Source organism: Flagellimonas meishanensis, assembly GCF_019880545.1.
GTDB classification, from domain to species: domain Bacteria; phylum Bacteroidota; class Bacteroidia; order Flavobacteriales; family Flavobacteriaceae; genus Flagellimonas; species Flagellimonas meishanensis.
On the sequence record NZ_JAINVW010000003.1, the window covers coordinates 953212 to 971150 of the forward strand.

Here is a 17939-nt window from a genome sequence, read left to right on the forward strand (position 1 = left end):
GACTGGAGTGGAAACAAAAAAAACGAACAGTAATTAAATAAGAACCATGAAGTTATGAACATAGAAAACACAAAGGCACAAATGCGCAAAGGGGTTCTGGAGTATTGCATACTCTCCATCATCAAGGATGAGGACAAGTATGCCTCCGAAATTCTTGAAGCCCTAAAAGACGCTAAGATGCTGGTGGTGGAAGGGACCATTTATCCCTTGCTGACAAGGCTGAAGAACGCTGGACTGCTCAACTACCGTTGGGAAGAATCCACCTCTGGGCCACCCCGCAAATATTACGCCCTTACGGAAACAGGCCAATTGTTCCTAAAGGAACTCAACGGCACCTGGGACGAACTAAGAAATGCAGTGAATCTGGTAACCAACACTAAATAAGAACTTAAAGCAATGAACAAGACAGTAAATATAAATCTCGCCAATTCGCTTTTTCACATAGATGAAAACGCGTACAACAAATTGAGGCGGTACCTGGAATCCATAAAACGCTCCTTCGCCGGCACCACGGGAAGTGAAGAGATCATAGCCGATATAGAGGCACGTATTGCCGAGCTCTTTTTGGAGAAGATGGAAAACGAACGTCAGGTAATCACCCAAAAGGAGGTGGACTCCGTAATAAACATCATGGGCCAGCCCGAGGACTATATGGTGGACGAGGACATTTTTGAGGACGAGCCCAAAAAGAGCTTCGAACAGCCAACATCAAGGACCAAAAAACTCTATCGGGATATTAACCAAAAATACATCGGTGGTGTCTGCGCAGGCCTGGAACACTATCTAGGTTTTGATGCCCTATGGATCAGGCTAATCTTTATTCTATTGGCGGTATTCACAGGTTTCGGACTTATTGCCTACCTGCTCCTTTGGATCTTGGTGCCCGAAGCGGCCACAACTTCCCAAAAACTGGATATGCGGGGAGAGCCCATCAACATCAGCAATATAGAACGCAAAGTTAAAGAGGGGTTTGATGATGTTGCGGACAAAGTAAAAAGTGTTGACTACGAAAAAGTGGGCAACAAGGTCAAAAGCGGCTCCAAGACCTTTTTTGATGCCATTGGCGACATTATTATGTTCCTGTTCAAGGTATTTGGCAAATTCATCGGCATTTTGCTGATAATCATTGGTGCAACTACCCTTATTGGATTGTTCATCGCCCTGTTTACCATAGGTATGGTCAATGCAGTGAACTTGCCCGGTGTGGATTTCTATGACATTGTGCTTACCACAGGGGCCCCGGTTTGGGTAGTATCGCTGCTATTGTTCTTTACCTTGGGCATCCCGTTCTTCTTCTTGCTCTATCTGGGCTTAAAGATTTTGGTGAACAACATAAAATCCATCGGGAACATTGCCAAGTTTTCCCTATTGGGGCTTTGGTTGATCTCTTTGGGAATCCTTATTGCCCTCGGCATTCGACAAACGGCTGAATTTGCCAACGTGGGCAGTGTTAGCATCAAGGACCAAATGGTTATGGAAAATACCTCGGACACACTTCGTATTAAAATGAAGGATTCCGAATTGGATTATGGAATGGAAAACATGCACTTTGGAAGAATGGCCTTTGCCTATGATAACAATGACAACAAGATTCTGATTTCGGATGAAGTGGAAATAAGGGTGCGCGAGGCTGAGGATTCCATTGTGCACATCAATGTAAGAAAGGATGCGCATGGCAATACGGCACTTGCTGCCCGCGAAAGGGCCAAGCAAATCAATTATGGATATGCGTTCGAGGGCAACCAAATCATTTTGGATGAGTTCCTCACCACGGACCCTGCCAACAAGGCACGGAACCAAGAGGTGACCTCCACCATATATATTCCCAAGGGCATGGTGGTGGTGTTCGACGAATCGACTCGTGGATATGTTGGACGCGGTATTTCAAACGACAGGGATTATTACAGAAGCAACATGGTGGGATATACCTGGGTAATGGGAGATGATGGGGAACTGAAGTGCCTGGACTGTCCGGAAGAAGAGGAAGAACAAACGGATGAGGAAGAAGAAGGCGGTAAGATCATCATTAATGAAGACGGTGTGAACATCGATGTAAAAGATCGGAAAGATTCCTTTAAAATGAGAATAGACCAAGACGGGGTAGAAATCAAAGCTGGAGAAAAGAACAACAATTGAGTCACGCTTTTTGACAGTTCGGTAACCTTTCTTAAGACAACCTTAGAATAAACAAGAATTTTGAATCAATCATTAAAAACAACAATCATGACAACACTAGCTAAAATTGCAATTGCCATCTTCTTTTCCATTTTTGCATCTTCCTGTATGTTCGATGTTAACTTTGGCGATGGCAAACGAGGAAATGGAAACGTGGTGGAAGAAACCCGAAACGTGAAGGAGGATTTTACCGTGGTTTCCGCTTCAGAGGGCCTCGATGTATTTGTTACCCAAGGTGCCGACTACAAAATATCTGTGGAGGCCGATGAGAATATCATAGATTTGATAGGAACGGATATCCGAGAAGGAAGGCTACGGGTACATGCCATAGAAAACATTGGCAGGGCCACCAAAAAAGTATATGTTACACTTCCCAAGGTCACCGCCCTAAAAAGTTCCAGTGGTGCAGACCTTATCGCTCAGAATGTAATTGAGTCCGAAAGCATTGAACTGGAGGCCAGCAGCGGTTCGGACCTTCATGTGGAATTGAACGCACAGGATGTTACCGCGCAAGCCAGTAGCGGTGCCGACATCAAAATTGCAGGACAGACAGATTATCTGTATGCGGATGCCAGCAGCGGCGCGGACATAAAGGCACGTGATCTTACAGCCAAAAATTGCAATGCGGAGGCCAGCAGTGGTGCGGATATTTCGGTCAACGTTTCCGAATCCTTGATAGCGGATGCCAGCAGCGGCGCCGACATTTCATACACTGGGGAGGCTAGCGTGGAAAAGAAAAAATCGGTTTCCGGCAGCGTCCGTAAATATTGATTGGGCAAGATGTAATATAAGGGCATTTGTCCTTTGCCACCAACCAAATCGACCTAACCAAGTGAAGACCCGGCATAAATCGGGTCTTTTCATTGCTATATTCTCATTTTTTTAATACAACACTTGATTCATTATTAGAAATTATTGTACCTTATTAGAGCAATCTCAACAAATTCTCAACTATGAAGAAAATACTAGCCTTGGCCGTATTGATGCTTTTTTTGGTATCGGCCTCAAGATTTGACCCGCCAACACCGGTGCATATGCATTCCATTGAAGGAACTTGGGAATTGCAAAGCTTTTATAACTACGATGATGGAGTGAACATCTCCGATACCGTGCCCAAAACGGAAGGTTACAGACAGGTAAAAATGTATTATAATGGAAAAGTGATGTGGTCCAGATACGTACCCAATGAGTCCAATGGCAGATTTGGCTATGGTTCCTACTACATTACGGATGACGAACTACACGAAACCATTATCTATGGGGATTCCGAAATGATGAAGGCCCTGGACACCTTGACGGAGTTTGTTTTTGAGCTAGACCTTAAAAGTGATACCTACAGTCAAATAAGTTTGGATGAAAATGGGAACAGAACTTTTTCGGAGAACTATAAGCGAATTGATTAAATGAATTAGCACTCCATTAAAAAAGGGCATCTTATCTAAGATGCCCTTTTTGTTTTTCCACTGATTTAGCCACTACTCCGTATCCACGGTTTCCTTGCTTTCCACAAGGGCCAGATAGCGTTCCGCATCCAAGGCTGCCATACAGCCGGTCCCGGCCGCAGTAACCGCCTGTCGGTATTCCTTATCTTGAACATCGCCGCTGGCGAAGACCCCAGGTTTGTTTGTTTTTGTGGATTTTCCCCGGGTGATGATATACCCTGTCTCGTCCATTTCCAATTGTCCCTTGAATATATCGGTATTGGGCTTATGACCGATGGCGATAAACAGTCCGGTAATGGCAATTTCTTCCTTCTCCCCTGTTTGGTTGTTCACCATCCTAAGACCTTCCACAACTTGATCACCCAAGACCTCGTCGACCTCTGTGTTATATCGTATTTCTATGTTGTCCAGGCTATTTACCCGATGCTGCATCGCTTTGGAGGCCCTCATGTGGTCTTTCCTGACCAACATGGTAACTTTTTTACAAATATTGGCCAAATAGGACGCTTCTTCGGCTGCGGTATCACCTCCACCCACAATGGCAACTTCTTGACCTTTATAAAAGAATCCATCGCAAACCGCACATGCGGAAACCCCTCCGCCCCGTAAACGTTGTTCACTGGGTGTATTTAGATATTTTGCGGAAGCCCCGGTTGAGATAATGACCGTTTCTGCTTCTATCTGTTTGGAATCGTCCACCGTGATTTTGTGAATACCTCCATTTTCGTCGCTAAACTCAACGGCGGTGACCATACCAACCCGTACTTCTGTTCCAAAACGTTCGGCCTGCTGCTGCAACTGTACCATCATTGTGGGACCATCAACCCCTTCGGGGTATCCTGGAAAATTGTCCACCTCGGTAGTAGTGGTCAACTGGCCTCCTGGTTCCATGCCCGTATAGACCACAGGTTTCAAATCTGCCCTTGCAGCATATATGGCTGCGGTATACCCCGCAGGACCGGAGCCTATGATCAACGTTTTTATTCTTTCAACTGGTTCTGACATAACTGATAACTTCCTAAATAGGTTAGACTACAAAAGTAGGTTTTTTGAACAAAAACTTACAGGTACACAGGCTGGTTTGAGGGGGCATTTTCTTAAAAGATGTGAACAATCCCATTTGAAAACTACAAGCTTCTTTGCGGTGGGCACAAAATAGAAAAGAAGCCATGGAAGACTTCTTTTTCGGTAAGCAGGCTAAATGTTTGGCTATTATATTCCAGAAAACCGTCACAACCAAGGGGCTCAACCTCAAAAACCCCTTGGCGCAACGGGAACCTCATTTAAACAAGATGATTATAGGTAAAGAACACTAAAAGTACCCTACAAATTACCCCATCCTATTTGGAGGTTATTCAGTTTAATAACTAAGAACTTTTGTTTACTGGGACAAACATACCATGATAGCATGCTTAAATAAGCTCGGAATTAATCAATGGGGCATATCTCTTAACGAATGGGCCATTTGAGTTCATATTTTTTTTGACCACCCTTTTTTTGATGGAAAAAAAACCGAAAAAATTCACAAAAAAGTTTGTAGCCCGATCTAGTTCTTAAGGATTAGGGCAACTTTAATGAAAATAATCTGTACAATGGGATGGATATGCGAAGTCAAAATCAAAAAAGCGAGCATCTTAGGCATCACTTTCAAAAATGACCAACCTGCTTTTTACATGGGCAGCTCCAGATCTGAGATTATGAGCACTTTGGCCCCTTCCCCATCACCAGATTGGGATTTGTAGATGATTCGGAACATTTTTCCAACATGTTCTTTGGACTGCATATCATATTTCTGTGAAGCGGTGTCCTCAATGGCGAAGAACCGAAAAGCCCGGTCTTCATCATCCACAAAAAGATACTCTTGGGAATCATATCCCTTGTAAGTGGCATAAATGGTGGAATCTTGCTCAATACCTTGATGGGTAATCGCAAGCAGTGAAATTAGGAGGATGTAAATTGCTTTCATGCCGAAACGTAATGGTTAATAAGGCTTTTTTTTTGACCTCTATTGAAGACTGATCAGTTTTACGCACTTTAGTAGTTACTCCTGCCTGAGCAATTAACTACTTGCTTTCATCATGTTCTTCTTCACCAAGGTCTTCATTAGGAACGCTGGAACCGGTCGAATATTTTGTGGATTGAAGTTTAGATCAGCGTATTTCTCTTGTAAAACAAAAATCAACAACCTTTTTCAAAATAAGCTGTGTTGCAAAAGGTAAATCTTAATCACATTCAAGCGGGTCACATATCCAAAAGATAAGCGAAAATCAATGGGGCCACTATGGTGGCATCCGACTCCACAATGAACTTTGGTGTTTCAATCCCGAGTTTTCCCCAAGTTATCTTCTCATTGGGCACGGCACCTGAATAGGAGCCATAACTGGTAGTGGAGTCACTTATCTGGCAAAAATAGCTCCAAAAGGGGGTGTCGGTTTCTTCCATATCCTGGTAGAGCATGGGGACGACGCAAATGGGAAAATCCCCGGCGATACCGCCTCCTATTTGGAAGAAACCAATACCGGCACCTGAATTTTTCCTATACCAATCTGCAAGCATGGTCATGTACTCTATACCCGATTTCACGGTACTTGCCTTTAGTTCCCCTTTCAATACATAACTGGCAAAAATGTTGCCCATGGTACTGTCTTCCCATCCCGGCACTACCATGGGCAGGTTTTTTTTGGCCGCAGCGTACATCCACGAATCCTTTATCGGTATTTCATAGTACTCTTCCAACACGCCTGATAAAAGCAATTGGTACATAAACTCATGTGGAAAATATCGTTTGCCTTCCTGTTCTGCCTTTTTCCACAGCTTAACAATGTGTTTTTGCAGTCTTCTAAAAGCCTCTTCTTCTGGAATACAGGTGTCCGTGACCCGGTTCAATCCTTCCTCAAGCAATGCCCACTCATCCTGTGGTGTCAAATCGCGATAATTGGGCACACGTTTGTAGTGGGAATGTGCCACCAGGTTCATGATGTCCTCCTCGAGATTGGCCCCCGTACATGAAATGATATGCACTTTTTCTGACCGGATTATTTCAGCGAAAATCTTGCCCAGCTCCCCAGTGCTCATAGCGCCGGCCAATGAAACCAACATTTTTGATCCTTGTTCCAATTGGTCTTCATATCCCTTGGCGGCATCGACCAGCGCAGCTGCGTTGAAATGAAGAAAGTGTTTTTGGATGAACTGGGATATTTGCCCCTTACTTTTCGTCATAATCCTGTGATAGGTTGTTTTCTTTTTTGAACTGTTCCTTGGTGTCAAGGAAATCGTCACCATCATCAACAGTATCCGATGGGGCAAATTTATAGCTCAACATTTTATAGTACAGTTTTGCGGCCAAAAAATCTGAGGATTTTTCATTTTGTTTGGGACACAGTTCCACTATATCAAAACCGACCACATTTTTTTCATTAAAAACCCTTTTTAGGAACTCCAGGGTCTCATACCAAAAGAGTCCGCCAGGTTCGGGAGTACCAGTCGATGGCAAAATGGAAGGGTCCAGGGCGTCCAAATCGAAGGTGATGTAGACATTGTCGGTCAGCAGTTCGAGCACGTTATCCATCCAAAAATCATCAGAGACCATTTCATGGGCAAAAAAGACTTTGTCCTCATCCATTACAAACGTTTCCGCCTTGTCCATACTCCTAATCCCGACCTGTACCAAGTTGGTAGTCTGACTGGCCTCATACATGGCACATGCGTGGTTGTATTTGGAACCATTGTACTCTTTTCTCAAATCCGCATGGGCATCGATCTGAAGTATGGTCAAATCTTCATAATACTCATTAAAGGCGCGAATGGAACCAATGGAAATGGAGTGTTCCCCGCCTACCATGGTCACCAGTTTTTTTCGGTTTATATATCCTTTCACCACCTTATGTACCTTTTCCACCATATCCTCAGGCGAATTGAAATCTGTTAAGGTATTGGTGAGATAAATCCCTTGTTCATAAACCTCGGAGTCGGTCTCTATATCATAAAGTTCCATGTTTTCCGAGGCATCAAGAAAAGCCTCAGGACCTTTGTCGGCTCCCTTTCCCCAGGTACTTGTACCATCATAGGAAACAGGGATCAACACTATCTTCGATTTTTCAGCAGTTGCAAATTCCTCTGGAATTCCAGCATAAGTTCTTTCTGATCTCATGGTATTTTGTGTATTAATATCCGCTTTTTTGGTAGTTTAAATTTTCTTTGGCATGATGGATTTCTTCCTTGGGTCGACCGTATCCCAGAATGGACAAAAAATCCGAGGCCGTTTGCTGTTCGGAAAAGACCGAGGTAACCAGGTTCCCTTCACCATCCTTGTCAATCAAAATATGTTTTGGCTGGGGAATAAGGCAGTGTTGTAGCCCGCCAAACCCGCCAATGGTTTCTTGATAGGCTCCCGTGTTGAAAAATCCGATGTACAAGGGTTTTTCCTTTTTGTATTTGGGAAGGTAAATGGCATTTAAATGCTGTTCCGAGTTGTAGTAGTCATCACTGTCGCAGGTGAGCCCACCCAACAGGACTCGCTCATATTCGTCTTCCCATCTATTAATGGCCAGCATAATAAAGCGTCTGCTGATTGCCCATGCATCCGGCATGGTGGTAATGAACGACGAATTGATCATATTCCACTTTTCCCTGTCGTTTTGTTGTTTCTGATACAAGACCTCATAAATGGTTCCCCCGCTTTCACCTACGGTGAAACTTCCAAACTCGGTAAAAATGTCCGGCACATCAACTTCGGCCTCACCGCATGCCTGTTGTATCTGGTTTACGATTTCATCCACCATATAGGGATAGTCATAATCGAAGGCCAGGGAATTTTTTATCGGAAATCCTCCCCCAATGTTCAAACTATCAAGTGATGGGCAGATTTTCTTGAGACTGATGTATACCTTAAGGCACTTGAGGAGCTCGTTCCAGTAGTAGGCAGTGTCCCTTATGCCGGTATTTATGAAAAAGTGGAGCATTTTCAGTTGCACATTGGGATTGTCCTTTAGGGCCCTTGTGTAGAATGGCACAATATTTTTGTAACCAATGCCCAATCGGGAGGTATAAAACTCAAACTTTGGCTCTTCCTCAGAAGCAATTCGAATGCCCACTTTAAAGGGGCCGTTTATTTTTTCCTCCAAAAGGCCCAGTTCTTCATAATTGTCTATGATCGGGATGCAGTTTTCATGTCCCGTATTGATCAAGGTAGCAATGTTTTCCACGTATTGATCACGTTTAAACCCGTTGCAGAGAATATAGGTCGAATCTGAAATCTTTCCCTTGCGCTTCAGATTTTCCACAATGTCAATATCAAATGCGGATGAGGTCTCTATATGAATGTCGTTTTTTAAGGCCTCATTGAGCACATGCTCAAAATGCGAACTCTTGGTGCAGTAACTATAATGGTATGCCCCTGCATATTTATGTTTTTTCATGGCTTCTTGGAACCATGTCTTGGCCCTTTGTATGTTCTCCGATATTTTGGGCAAATAGGTGAATTTTAAGGGTGCGCCATACTGTTCAATCAGTTTGGAAAGGTCTATGCCATGAAACTGCAATTTATTGTTGTTCAGCTGAAATTCCTCTTGCGGAAAGTCATAGGTTTGTTCGATAAGATCGATGTATTTCGTCTTCATTAGTACTTAGCATTAAAAATAGGAAAATGAGTGGTTTCGATGATAATCAACCTACAATCAAATGCGAAATACAAAAACCTTATACACTGGTGAATTTGAAGTACCCAAATACGACATGCGGATTGCAGCAAATGTCGTGGAAGTCAGCCCTATGATCCGGTGTCTTATCCTTAAGACGGCTTTTTGGCTAGACTTCCTTATCGCCAAAAGCCCGAACTTGAAAAAAGTTTCCAAAATAAAAGGGAATCCATCTTTTAGTGATGGATTAAATAACCGTGTAAACTTACTTAAAAAATGAATATTTAAAACCATGTGCCAAAAATTATTTAACATCCATAATATTATAAATTTCAACCCGTTGCCCTGAAAATAGGTGCGTCTTCAAGCCCATCGTCCACCGTTTGGCCATCAAGTTGGACACCATGCGGTTTTGCTCCTCCATAAATCCAGCCGTTGGTACTGGAGCCCGTCAAACCAATACCCTTCCAGGGCAGATCCATCCCCCTTACAGATTTATAAATCCGTATGAGTTTTATAGAAATCCAAGAGCGGGACTTTTAAATGCATTCCATATTTGGGACATAGTTCAGAAAAACGAATATGTCCATGGAAAATAGAGCACCTCTTAGGATTCGAACATGCTGTATAGGATTGCTATTGATCTTAGCCGGCTGCATCAAAGACGGTCCAAAGCTTATATTCGAGGGTGAAGAAGGCAGGTTTGAACTGGAAATGGTGGCGGACAGCATCCAAGTTCCCTTCGGAATGTGTTTTTTGCCCAACAACCACATGTTGGTTGCCAATCGGTTCCGAGGAGAAATAATCCGAATAGATCTTGATTCTGGAAAAAAAACCGTGCTTCGGGGAGTTCCCAAATCCTATTGTCGCGGCGACGGAGGGGCATTGGACATCCTGCCACATCCAAAATACAAAGAGAATGGCTGGCTTTATTTTGCCCACTCCATTGGGGATTCCATAGCCAGCACCATGGCCATCGAACGTGGGAAGATCAAAGGCGATTCACTGACCCAAATAGAACGGATTTTTACCGCCTTTCCCTACTACAGTTCTCCAAGTCATTATGGAACAAGAATGGTCATACAAGATGAATACCTTTTCTTTACCATGGGCGACCGTTATGATCTTATGGACTCGGCCCAGACGTTGGACAATCACCTGGGAAAGGTAATGCGCATTTTTGATGATGGGAGAATTCCGAAGGATAATCCGTTTGTGGGCAGACCAAACTCAAAACCGGAAATATGGAGCTACGGGCATCGAAATCCACAAGGTTTGACCCTCCATCCTGAAACAAAAAAGCTCTGGTTGCACGAGCACGGGCCAAAAGGTGGGGATGAGCTCAACTTGATCCAACCTGGCATCAACTATGGTTGGCCCATTATCTGCCATGGAATAGACTACGACGATACACCAATTGGAGCGGGCATTACGCACAAAGAGGGCATGGAGCAGCCCACACATTATTATGTGCCATCGATAGCACCAAGCGGCATGGAGTTTTACACAGGGAGCAAATTTGAAAAATGGCAGGGTAATCTTTTTATTGGGGCCATGGCACTAACACATCTCAATCGTCTCATTCTGGATAAGGACCAGGTGGTTCATGAGGAACGGCTTCTGCAGGATTTTGGCCGAAGAATCCGCGTGGTACGGCAGGGACCCGATGGATATCTATACATTGGGATTGATGGCGGTGGGATTTACAGGCTTAAGCCCATTGATGGGTAGCTTTGCCATTTCTCCAAAAAAATACCCATCTGATAACTTCCCGGTACTATAAATTAGGTTTGCTTATTCCTTCTGATAATTGAAATTGGGCTCCGATAAGAATCCAAATGCGTCCTTTACCTCTTTTCATGTGAACTCAAAAGTTGAGAATATAATTGGTTTCCTTAAAATTAAAAACACTGAAAATCAAATGATTAACAGTGTTTTGGTTTTACTTAAAGCGATTGAGTCGGGATAACTGGATTAATATTTCTTCGCAATACATTAAATATCAGTACTTTACACTTATGCCAAAATTGCTTCGCAAAACTCTAAACCGTATTCAAATCAGCACATTTTGATGCAAAATCTTTGGGTGTTTTAGCATCTATGAATATACAAAGAAGAAAACATTTAAAAAGCACGTATCCATCTGTTTTGCCTACCCCCCGAGCACGGTGCTCAACTTGAACATGGGCAGGTACATGGATACAAGTATAACGCCCACGAAGATTCCTATGACCACAATGATGAGGGGCTCCATGATGGTCGAGAGCAATTTTGACCTTTGTTGCACCTCGGATACATATTGTTGGTTGAGCTTTTCGAAGATGAACTCCGTTTGATTGGTCTCCTCGGCCACTTTGATCAGGGACACCATCCTGTTGTCGAACATTTGGCTGCCCTTGAAACTCTCATGTAGGCTTGCCCCTTTCATTATTTTGGACTCCATTGCGTCTAGGGCACTTTGCAGCGGGTGGAAACCCACCATCCGCCTTACCATCTGGACACTGCTGAGCATTGGGACCTTGGAGGAGGTCAGCAGTGCCAATGCCTGGGTGAACTGAGCCAGGTACACGGCACGGACAAATTTGCCCACATAGGGTATTTTAAGGAGGAGGAAATCCCACTTTTTCTGGATTCCCCCGATCTTTAGGATGGGTTTTCTCAGAACAATGGCCAATATCAAAACCATGATGGCCAACCATCCATGATCTTTTATAAAATTGGAGATGGAGATGATCCATTTTGTAATGGCCGGAAGTCCCACCCCGTTCTGCCTGAAGATGTCCTCAAACATGGGCACCACCATGCGAAGCATGAAGATGACCACCAGGATGGCGGTGCCCAAGATGATCATGGGATAGGTGAGCGCGTTGACCAGATTGCGCCGCTGTTCGTTCTTTTGGGCAAAGAAAGTGGCCAGTTCCCGTGCGATCTTGGCCAGGTTGCCGCTCTCCTCACCGATTTGGATGGAATACTGTTCATATTCGGAGAATTCCTTTCGGGTTTTCATAATCTCCGAAAGGCTTTGGCCCGAATCCAGTTCATCCAGCATCTGGGCATGGAATTCCTTGAGCCTTTCTTTCTTCTCGTTTTCCCCAAGCAGTCCAAGGGCCTCCCGCAGGTGCACCCCCGCCTTTAACAAAAGGGCCAGTTCGCTATAAAAGTCCTCTTTTCGCCTATTGTTGAACAGGGTGCCGAAAAGCGTGAACTCCCTTTTAAGCAAACCTTCCAAATCCTGTTTTTGGGAGGTCCCAGAGGTCTTTCTGTCCAGGGTATGTTCCAATTTAAATCCCATCCTGTCTGTTCAAATAACTGGTTGCTGCGTTTCTTTTGAATACAAAGATCCTGTGCCCTCCATGTTCCTTGGCGGTATGGAGGTCCAAAGCGTCGATTTCGCCCGAGAACCTTGCCTCTCCATTGAAGTAGCGGGACTTTTCCATGATCTTTATATGGAAGGTGTCCCTGTCCCTGACCACAAGTCCATCATAAAAATGATAGGTACGGGTCTCAACCTCGTTCACAAACAGCAATTGCTGTCGGGGCGCATCGAACCGAACCCTGTCGAACCGGTTGAAATCCATCCAGAGGCCCTGCCGCAAAAGGTCGACCTGTGTGTTCCTCTCAAAATTGACCGATATGCCGTACATCTGCTGTTGCACCAGTCGCAATACGCTAAAAGCCATGCCCACCACGATTGTGGTAATGAGCAGTGCCACCATCACTTCGTTTAGGGTAAAGGCCGTTATTTTTTTAAGGTATCTACTCATTTCGAATTTCAAAGCTTATTTCTCTATTGTTTTCTTTATGGACGGCCATAAACAAGGTTCGCTTATCGGACTGCCATTCCTCATGGGTCACCTGAACATTCCAAGGCCCAACCTCACCATAGTAGGGTACCTCCAGCTTGCCATGTCCATAGCGGTATTGCAATAGCAGGAGTTCTTGACGGATAGCGTCATCCCTTTGGGATATCCCTTCCACAAAAAGGGAATTAAGCAACATACTTGCCACCATGAACACAATCACGATCAATACCGTGGCCACAAGAGTCTCCATCAATGTGGAGGATGTTATGCGTTTCAATAGAGCCATTTCATTACTTGGTTTGCTGGTTGGTCTGCCAAGGGCAGTGCTGCATATTCTGATGGAAGCGAAGGCGCGTCTATCCTTCCATGGAACAGGTGGTTCTGATAAATGTTTCCATTTTCCAACGCAACTAAGGCATTGGTGGTGACACTGCCCACAACACTTCCCTTCAATTCCAGATTTTGGGTGCAGTACACCTCTCCCAAAACCTGCGCATTTTCTTCTATTTTGATATGGGCCCTCAGTCCGTTTTCCTCATTTTCATCCAGATAGACCACCATTCCGGATACCGATGTGCCTTTCTCCAAAAAAATGTTTGGGGTATTGGATTGATCTTTTTCCTTGCTGTAGGTTTTCGGTCGTTGTACCGCCAATACCGAAGGATAATCCAACAGGCAATTTTTGCCCACCGCAATCTGCTCACTCGCCAGGGCCTGGAAATTTCCACTGACACCATCTTGAATCTGGATATGGGGCGCGACCAAAATCACATCCTGTAACTGGGCAGAACTATGGACCACAATTTTGTTGGTGGCCCAAACCATGATGTTCCCCGTAAGTTGGGTCAGTTCTAAATCAATTAGGAAACCTTTAATGATCTGGGTCTCTTCCTTAAAACTATTTTTGACGACCATTCCCTTTTTGTAACCCACCTCATTGCCTTGGGGCTCAAAGGAGAATTGAGTCGTTTTCTTGAGTTGTTGTGTAACCGCTTCGTCCAATTCGGGTAGTTTGGAAGTGCTACGCTGTTTTTCGCCATAGATCAGTTGGGATTTTGTGTAGCCATATCCTTGGATGTTTCCCATTTTTATGCCGCGCTCTGGTAGATAGGCCGTTCCGGTGATTTTTGCATCCCCTGCTATGACCATGGGTCTCTGGTTTTCCTTCAGGTATAATGCTGGCCTGTTTTCGTTGGCCTGGCCGACAAAACCCATCTTGGTAAACTGTAATTTTCCTTTTTGGGCCGATGCGCTTCGCAGTTCCAAAATCCCCCAATGGTTTCTTTGGATTTTGGTCTGGATTCCGATTCCATTGTCTTTTGGATTTTCCAAAACTTCATTGGAAGACCATAGTTTTCCAAAAGAATATTCCAAACCCTTGTCCGCAGCCTGAATCAATTCCACGGTGACATCGGTTTTTTTCTTAAAAAGTATATGGGAATAGGACAGCAACACAAAGGCCATCAGCAGAACTGCGATCAGTGCTCCTATAAAGAGCACAAACTGCAATGCCCCTCCCCGTATTTTTTTGGCCCAGATCATTCGGTCAATGCAATGGTTTCGACGATACTTCCGTACCTGATGGTAATTTGTTCCGCATTTCCGCGAAGGAGTCTAATGCCATCTAACTCTTCTCCTTTAGAAATTATATGCTGCGTTCCATCAACGGTCAGGAAGAACATCTTGTTGCCCGAGCCGGACTGTGCCACCATACCGGAATACAGTATGTTGCGTTTTGGGGCAGAGCTTTTTTTGACCGCTTTCCGCAGTGTCTTTTTGGAGGTGGGAAGTGTCCCCAGAAAAGGGTCCCGATAGTTGGCAATCAGACTAAAGGTGTCCTTTTTGTTAACGAGTCTAGCAATCTCGGCAACAGGCTCTGGAACCAACACGGGAACTGGTTCAGGGGAAAGGGCTCCGACCATCTTAAAACCGATGATTCCCCATACAATCAATACTAGGCCCAACAGCAGATATGTTTTTGTCTGTTTTTTCAATTGGTGATGTTAAGGTTGAAGGGGGTACTCGCTTCGCTTTCATTCCCTGCTGCGTCATAGGCCCGCACGAACCAATAATAGGTGCCCTCGGTTAGTTCCGTTGAATAAGTCTTATTTGCCCCAAGGCCCTTAATGGCCAAATTTTGCAGTGCCTCGTCCAAAAAAATAAAGATACTGTCCCGCTCGGCAGTTCCGGAAATATCCTCCCGGGTCCAAACAAAGCTGACCTGCGTTTCCGCTTGAGAGGAAGCATTGGCAGGACTGACCAATTGGGGCGTGTTTGGAGCAACCAAATCGAGGTCGTCATCTCCATTTACTTGGAAGGAATTGACGGTATAACCAGTTTCAAATCCAGAATTGAACGCCTTGATACGCCATTGGTAGTTACCATTGAACAGGTTTTGATCAATTCGGGTGGCGACATTGCCCAGGGAGTCCACAGCCACCACGCTGTCCAATACCAATTGTACGGCATTTTCAAAGTCCGGGGTTGCAATCTGGATGTTGTATGCCGTGGCATCCTCCACGGTCTCCCAATCGAAGCCAACCGCATTGGTGGTCAACACGCTGCCCTCGGTGGGGGCCAAAATAGGAACCGTCTGGTCCGAGATATCCGGTACTTCCAGAATATCCTCACAACTCCATATGAGCAGGGCAAGACCTACGAGAATATATACACTTCTTTGCATGTTCATAGTTTTAAGTAGGTTTTGGTCCTGTTCAACTTGTTAGGGTCACTTTCTGTTTGGCCGGGACAGGAATTTCCATCCAAAAGAATGGCGGCAATTTCGGGATTGCCACTTTGGTCCAATTTCCAGCACAGACCTGATACCTCAAAATCGAATATTTGAAGGGAGGACATCTTAATTTGGGACTTTATAAGACCACTGTGCAACTCCAAGGTCAATGCACCATTGACTTCCCGTAGGTAGTAATGCTCAGAGGCATGGATTATGTGCTTTGTTTCCTCATCGGTTACAAACGAAATTCCGGTCAATAGGACCAAGTCCTTGTCTTCCTTTAGGTAATCCTGCACAATCTGATTGGTTGAACTGTTCAACTGGGCCGTTAGGCCCATAGCATCGCTAATTTGCGCTGTAAAGAATCGAGCTTGGACCTCAGTGGAATCCCCATAGGCTGTTTTGGGTTTGTTGCCTTGCTTTTCTTCATGTTTGTTGTACCTGGACCATAGGGCAGGGGTGAAAGCCACGGACTGTAGCGATACTGCAATGGGTTGCTCCAAAGATGGTTCGCCCATTTTTTGAAAATCTTTTGTAAAAAGCTTGGAACGGTATTTTCCTATGGCCCCTATACAGGGAATGTTGGATTCTACTTTTTGCATGTTGCCCAGCGGGCCACAGGAATGGAGCCCCAATACCAGGAGCATAACAGCGATTGTAGGTTTCATTGATAAGATTCTGTAAGGCTTTAACGCTTTTTTCGTTAAAGTGTTGTGTGAAATGCCTTTAAATTTTGACGGAACCTCCCGATCCATTTTTTGGGGAAACTCACAAGAATTTTCAGCGCCCCTTGGCTTCCTGAGGACTTCGGCGCCCTTTTTTAAATATTCTTATACTTGGCAACCGCTCGTTACAGATTGCTGGGAGAGGCTACACTAAATTTTATACTTAAGCCCTACTTGAAGTCCTATGGAATTTGTTTTTATTTCCCCGTTATCGGGCAATTCTACTTCACTTACATTGGTAAGTCCCAAAAATTGCCGGGCCCCAATATCCAAATAAAGACTGTCGGTCAACAAAATTTTAAGCCCCGTTGCCAAGGCCAAACCAAAGTCTGTTGTTTTTGTGTTTTCAGTATTGTCCACTACGGTTTCCGATTCACTATTGGGAGTGGTGAATATGGAAATGTTTTCCTGTTTTAATAAAATGCCCACAAATCCGCCGGCACTCGCATAAAACTGGGTTCTGCCGTTGGTCTTGTACCCCAATAGTAAGGGCAGGTTCAGATATTCGTAGTTCTGCGTATTTTCATTTTCGCTGACAAACGTGCGATCACCCAGTGTAACCGTAGTGGTGCGAATGACGCTTTTATTTTCATAGGCTATTCCACTGGATAAAAACCAATTATCGGAAAAATTATAGTCCAGGGTCAGTCCTGGTGATACGTTGAACCGTTTATGGAAATTCCTATCGATGTCATCGGTGCCTCTTAGCCAGGTTACCACTGGGGTTATACTGACACCGATATCCAGTTTGGATTGTTGTGCATAACTAAAACTTATAAAGAACAGGGCCAGTAGGCAGGTATTGTAAGGGGTCATAAAAAATGATTGGTGTTTGTGATGGGTTGATTTCAAAGGATATATAGTATTTTATTTTTTAGTAAGATATTTTATAATCAAAAATCTTGTTTTCAAACATTTTAGGGTTCTCCTTTTACGCATTAATACCCCCCTAGATACAATCTAGGGGGAGCGGAGTAGTGAATCAATTAAATTTCCCTTTCTATAATATTTAACCTCAAGTGTATCCCCCGTATCATAATCAAATATGTATTCAGGCCCATCTTTCAATCCATTGATATAATATGTCTTTCGGGTCAGTAACCCTTTGGGATTAAAATGTACACTAACCCCTTCCTTCTTGCCATCCAAAAAAGTGTCCATATAATTTAAAGAACCATCATCGTAAAATCTTATTGACGGACCATTTATCAAACTATCATTTTTCAAATAAATGAAAGACCTCAAATTCCCATTTTCTTGAAAATTCAAAGATGCTCCTGTTATTTTGCCGTTATTATCATAGTACTTTATCAATCTTGGTTTACCGTTTTTTGATCTCATTTCATAATAGCCCCTTTTAATATCATGTTGTGGGCATTTACATGAAGATTGGAAAAGAAAAAAAAGAGTAAAAAAAATAAATT

20 protein-coding genes are annotated in these 17939 nt (G+C 44.0%); 5 read left to right on the forward strand and 15 right to left on the reverse strand.

Translation table 11 applies throughout. The features are described 5' to 3' along the window. The first annotated feature begins 54 nt into the window (after window positions 1–54). The 4 genes from K7G75_RS12325 to K7G75_RS12340 all read left to right on the forward strand — a co-directional run bounded on the left by K7G75_RS12325 (window position 55) and on the right by K7G75_RS12340 (window position 3578). The gene (locus tag K7G75_RS12325; protein ID WP_166521945.1) at window positions 55–384 is read left to right on the forward strand and encodes a PadR family transcriptional regulator; all 330 of its coding nucleotides are present in this window, start codon (window positions 55–57) and stop codon (window positions 382–384) included. A gap of 12 nt (window positions 385–396) precedes the next feature. Continuing rightward, a complete protein-coding gene (locus K7G75_RS12330) occupies window positions 397–2136 on the forward strand; it encodes a PspC domain-containing protein (protein WP_222984545.1) in 1740 nt (579 codons plus the stop codon). Window positions 2137–2223: 87 nt separating this feature from the next. Beyond that, window positions 2224–2946, forward strand: a complete 723-nt coding sequence (locus tag K7G75_RS12335; RefSeq protein ID WP_222984546.1) for a head GIN domain-containing protein — start codon at window positions 2224–2226, stop codon at window positions 2944–2946. Window positions 2947–3128: 182 nt separating this feature from the next. Further along, window positions 3129–3578 (forward strand): hypothetical protein, encoded by a 450-nt coding sequence (locus K7G75_RS12340; RefSeq protein ID WP_222984547.1) that lies wholly within the window; start codon window positions 3129–3131, stop codon window positions 3576–3578. A gap of 72 nt (window positions 3579–3650) precedes the next feature. On the opposite strand, the gene trxB is transcribed toward K7G75_RS12340, so the two are convergent. From trxB to K7G75_RS12370, 6 genes are all read right to left on the reverse strand, one after another. Beyond that, window positions 3651–4622, reverse strand: a complete 972-nt coding sequence (gene trxB, locus K7G75_RS12345) for a thioredoxin-disulfide reductase (protein WP_222984548.1) — start codon at window positions 4620–4622, stop codon at window positions 3651–3653. A gap of 664 nt (window positions 4623–5286) precedes the next feature. Beyond that, window positions 5287–5583, reverse strand: a complete 297-nt coding sequence (locus K7G75_RS12350) for a hypothetical protein (protein ID WP_222984549.1) — start codon at window positions 5581–5583, stop codon at window positions 5287–5289. 275 nt (window positions 5584–5858) lie between these two features. Continuing rightward, on the reverse strand, window positions 5859–6836 hold the full coding sequence (locus K7G75_RS12355) for a deoxyhypusine synthase family protein (protein WP_222984550.1): 978 nt from the start codon (window positions 6834–6836) through the stop codon (window positions 5859–5861). Further along, a complete protein-coding gene (gene speB / locus K7G75_RS12360; protein ID WP_222984551.1) occupies window positions 6823–7767 on the reverse strand; it encodes an agmatinase in 945 nt (314 codons plus the stop codon). Before speB ends, K7G75_RS12355 begins: the two co-directional genes overlap by 14 nt. Window positions 7768–7780: 13 nt before the next feature. Then, window positions 7781–9235, reverse strand: coding sequence for a type III PLP-dependent enzyme domain-containing protein (locus tag K7G75_RS12365; RefSeq protein WP_222984552.1), 1455 nt, complete (start codon window positions 9233–9235; stop codon window positions 7781–7783). A gap of 350 nt (window positions 9236–9585) precedes the next feature. Next, window positions 9586–9735: a hypothetical protein gene (locus K7G75_RS12370; protein ID WP_222984553.1), complete on the reverse strand. Its 150-nt coding sequence runs from the start codon at window positions 9733–9735 to the stop codon at window positions 9586–9588. A gap of 106 nt (window positions 9736–9841) precedes the next feature. Here K7G75_RS12370 and K7G75_RS12375 point away from each other — a divergent pair, with 106 nt between their 5' ends. Beyond that, window positions 9842–10984: a PQQ-dependent sugar dehydrogenase gene (locus tag K7G75_RS12375; protein ID WP_222984554.1), complete on the forward strand. Its 1143-nt coding sequence runs from the start codon at window positions 9842–9844 to the stop codon at window positions 10982–10984. A 421-nt stretch (window positions 10985–11405) separates the two neighbouring features. Here K7G75_RS12375 and K7G75_RS12380 read toward each other — a convergent pair whose 3' ends face one another. The 9 genes from K7G75_RS12380 to K7G75_RS12420 form a co-directional block, all read right to left on the reverse strand. Next, window positions 11406–12545 carry a type II secretion system F family protein gene (locus K7G75_RS12380; RefSeq protein WP_222984555.1) on the reverse strand — a complete coding sequence of 380 codons (1140 nt, stop codon included), beginning with the start codon at window positions 12543–12545 and terminating at the stop codon, window positions 11406–11408. Continuing rightward, a complete protein-coding gene (locus K7G75_RS12385; RefSeq protein ID WP_222984556.1) occupies window positions 12535–13017 on the reverse strand; it encodes a PulJ/GspJ family protein in 483 nt (160 codons plus the stop codon). Before K7G75_RS12385 ends, K7G75_RS12380 begins: the two co-directional genes overlap by 11 nt. Next, complete coding sequence (locus tag K7G75_RS12390; protein ID WP_222984557.1) at window positions 13010–13342, reverse strand: hypothetical protein; 333 nt, start codon at window positions 13340–13342, stop codon at window positions 13010–13012. The genes K7G75_RS12385 and K7G75_RS12390 overlap by 8 nt, the downstream gene beginning before the upstream one ends. Then, window positions 13330–14598: a hypothetical protein gene (locus K7G75_RS12395; protein ID WP_222984558.1), complete on the reverse strand. Its 1269-nt coding sequence runs from the start codon at window positions 14596–14598 to the stop codon at window positions 13330–13332. Before K7G75_RS12395 ends, K7G75_RS12390 begins: the two co-directional genes overlap by 13 nt. Continuing rightward, on the reverse strand, window positions 14595–15050 hold the full coding sequence (locus K7G75_RS12400; protein WP_222984559.1) for a hypothetical protein: 456 nt from the start codon (window positions 15048–15050) through the stop codon (window positions 14595–14597). Before K7G75_RS12400 ends, K7G75_RS12395 begins: the two co-directional genes overlap by 4 nt. Continuing rightward, the gene (locus K7G75_RS12405; RefSeq protein WP_222984560.1) at window positions 15047–15739 is read right to left on the reverse strand and encodes a fibronectin type III domain-containing protein; all 693 of its coding nucleotides are present in this window, start codon (window positions 15737–15739) and stop codon (window positions 15047–15049) included. The genes K7G75_RS12400 and K7G75_RS12405 overlap by 4 nt, the downstream gene beginning before the upstream one ends. A 2-nt stretch (window positions 15740–15741) precedes the next feature. Further along, on the reverse strand, window positions 15742–16458 hold the full coding sequence (locus K7G75_RS12410; RefSeq protein ID WP_222984561.1) for a hypothetical protein: 717 nt from the start codon (window positions 16456–16458) through the stop codon (window positions 15742–15744). Window positions 16459–16665: 207 nt separating this feature from the next. Next, window positions 16666–17331, reverse strand: a complete 666-nt coding sequence (locus tag K7G75_RS12415) for a porin family protein (protein WP_222984562.1) — start codon at window positions 17329–17331, stop codon at window positions 16666–16668. A 144-nt stretch (window positions 17332–17475) separates the two neighbouring features. Beyond that, window positions 17476–17856, reverse strand: a complete 381-nt coding sequence (locus tag K7G75_RS12420) for a toxin-antitoxin system YwqK family antitoxin (protein WP_222984563.1) — start codon at window positions 17854–17856, stop codon at window positions 17476–17478. Window positions 17857–17939: the final 83 nt, after the last annotated feature.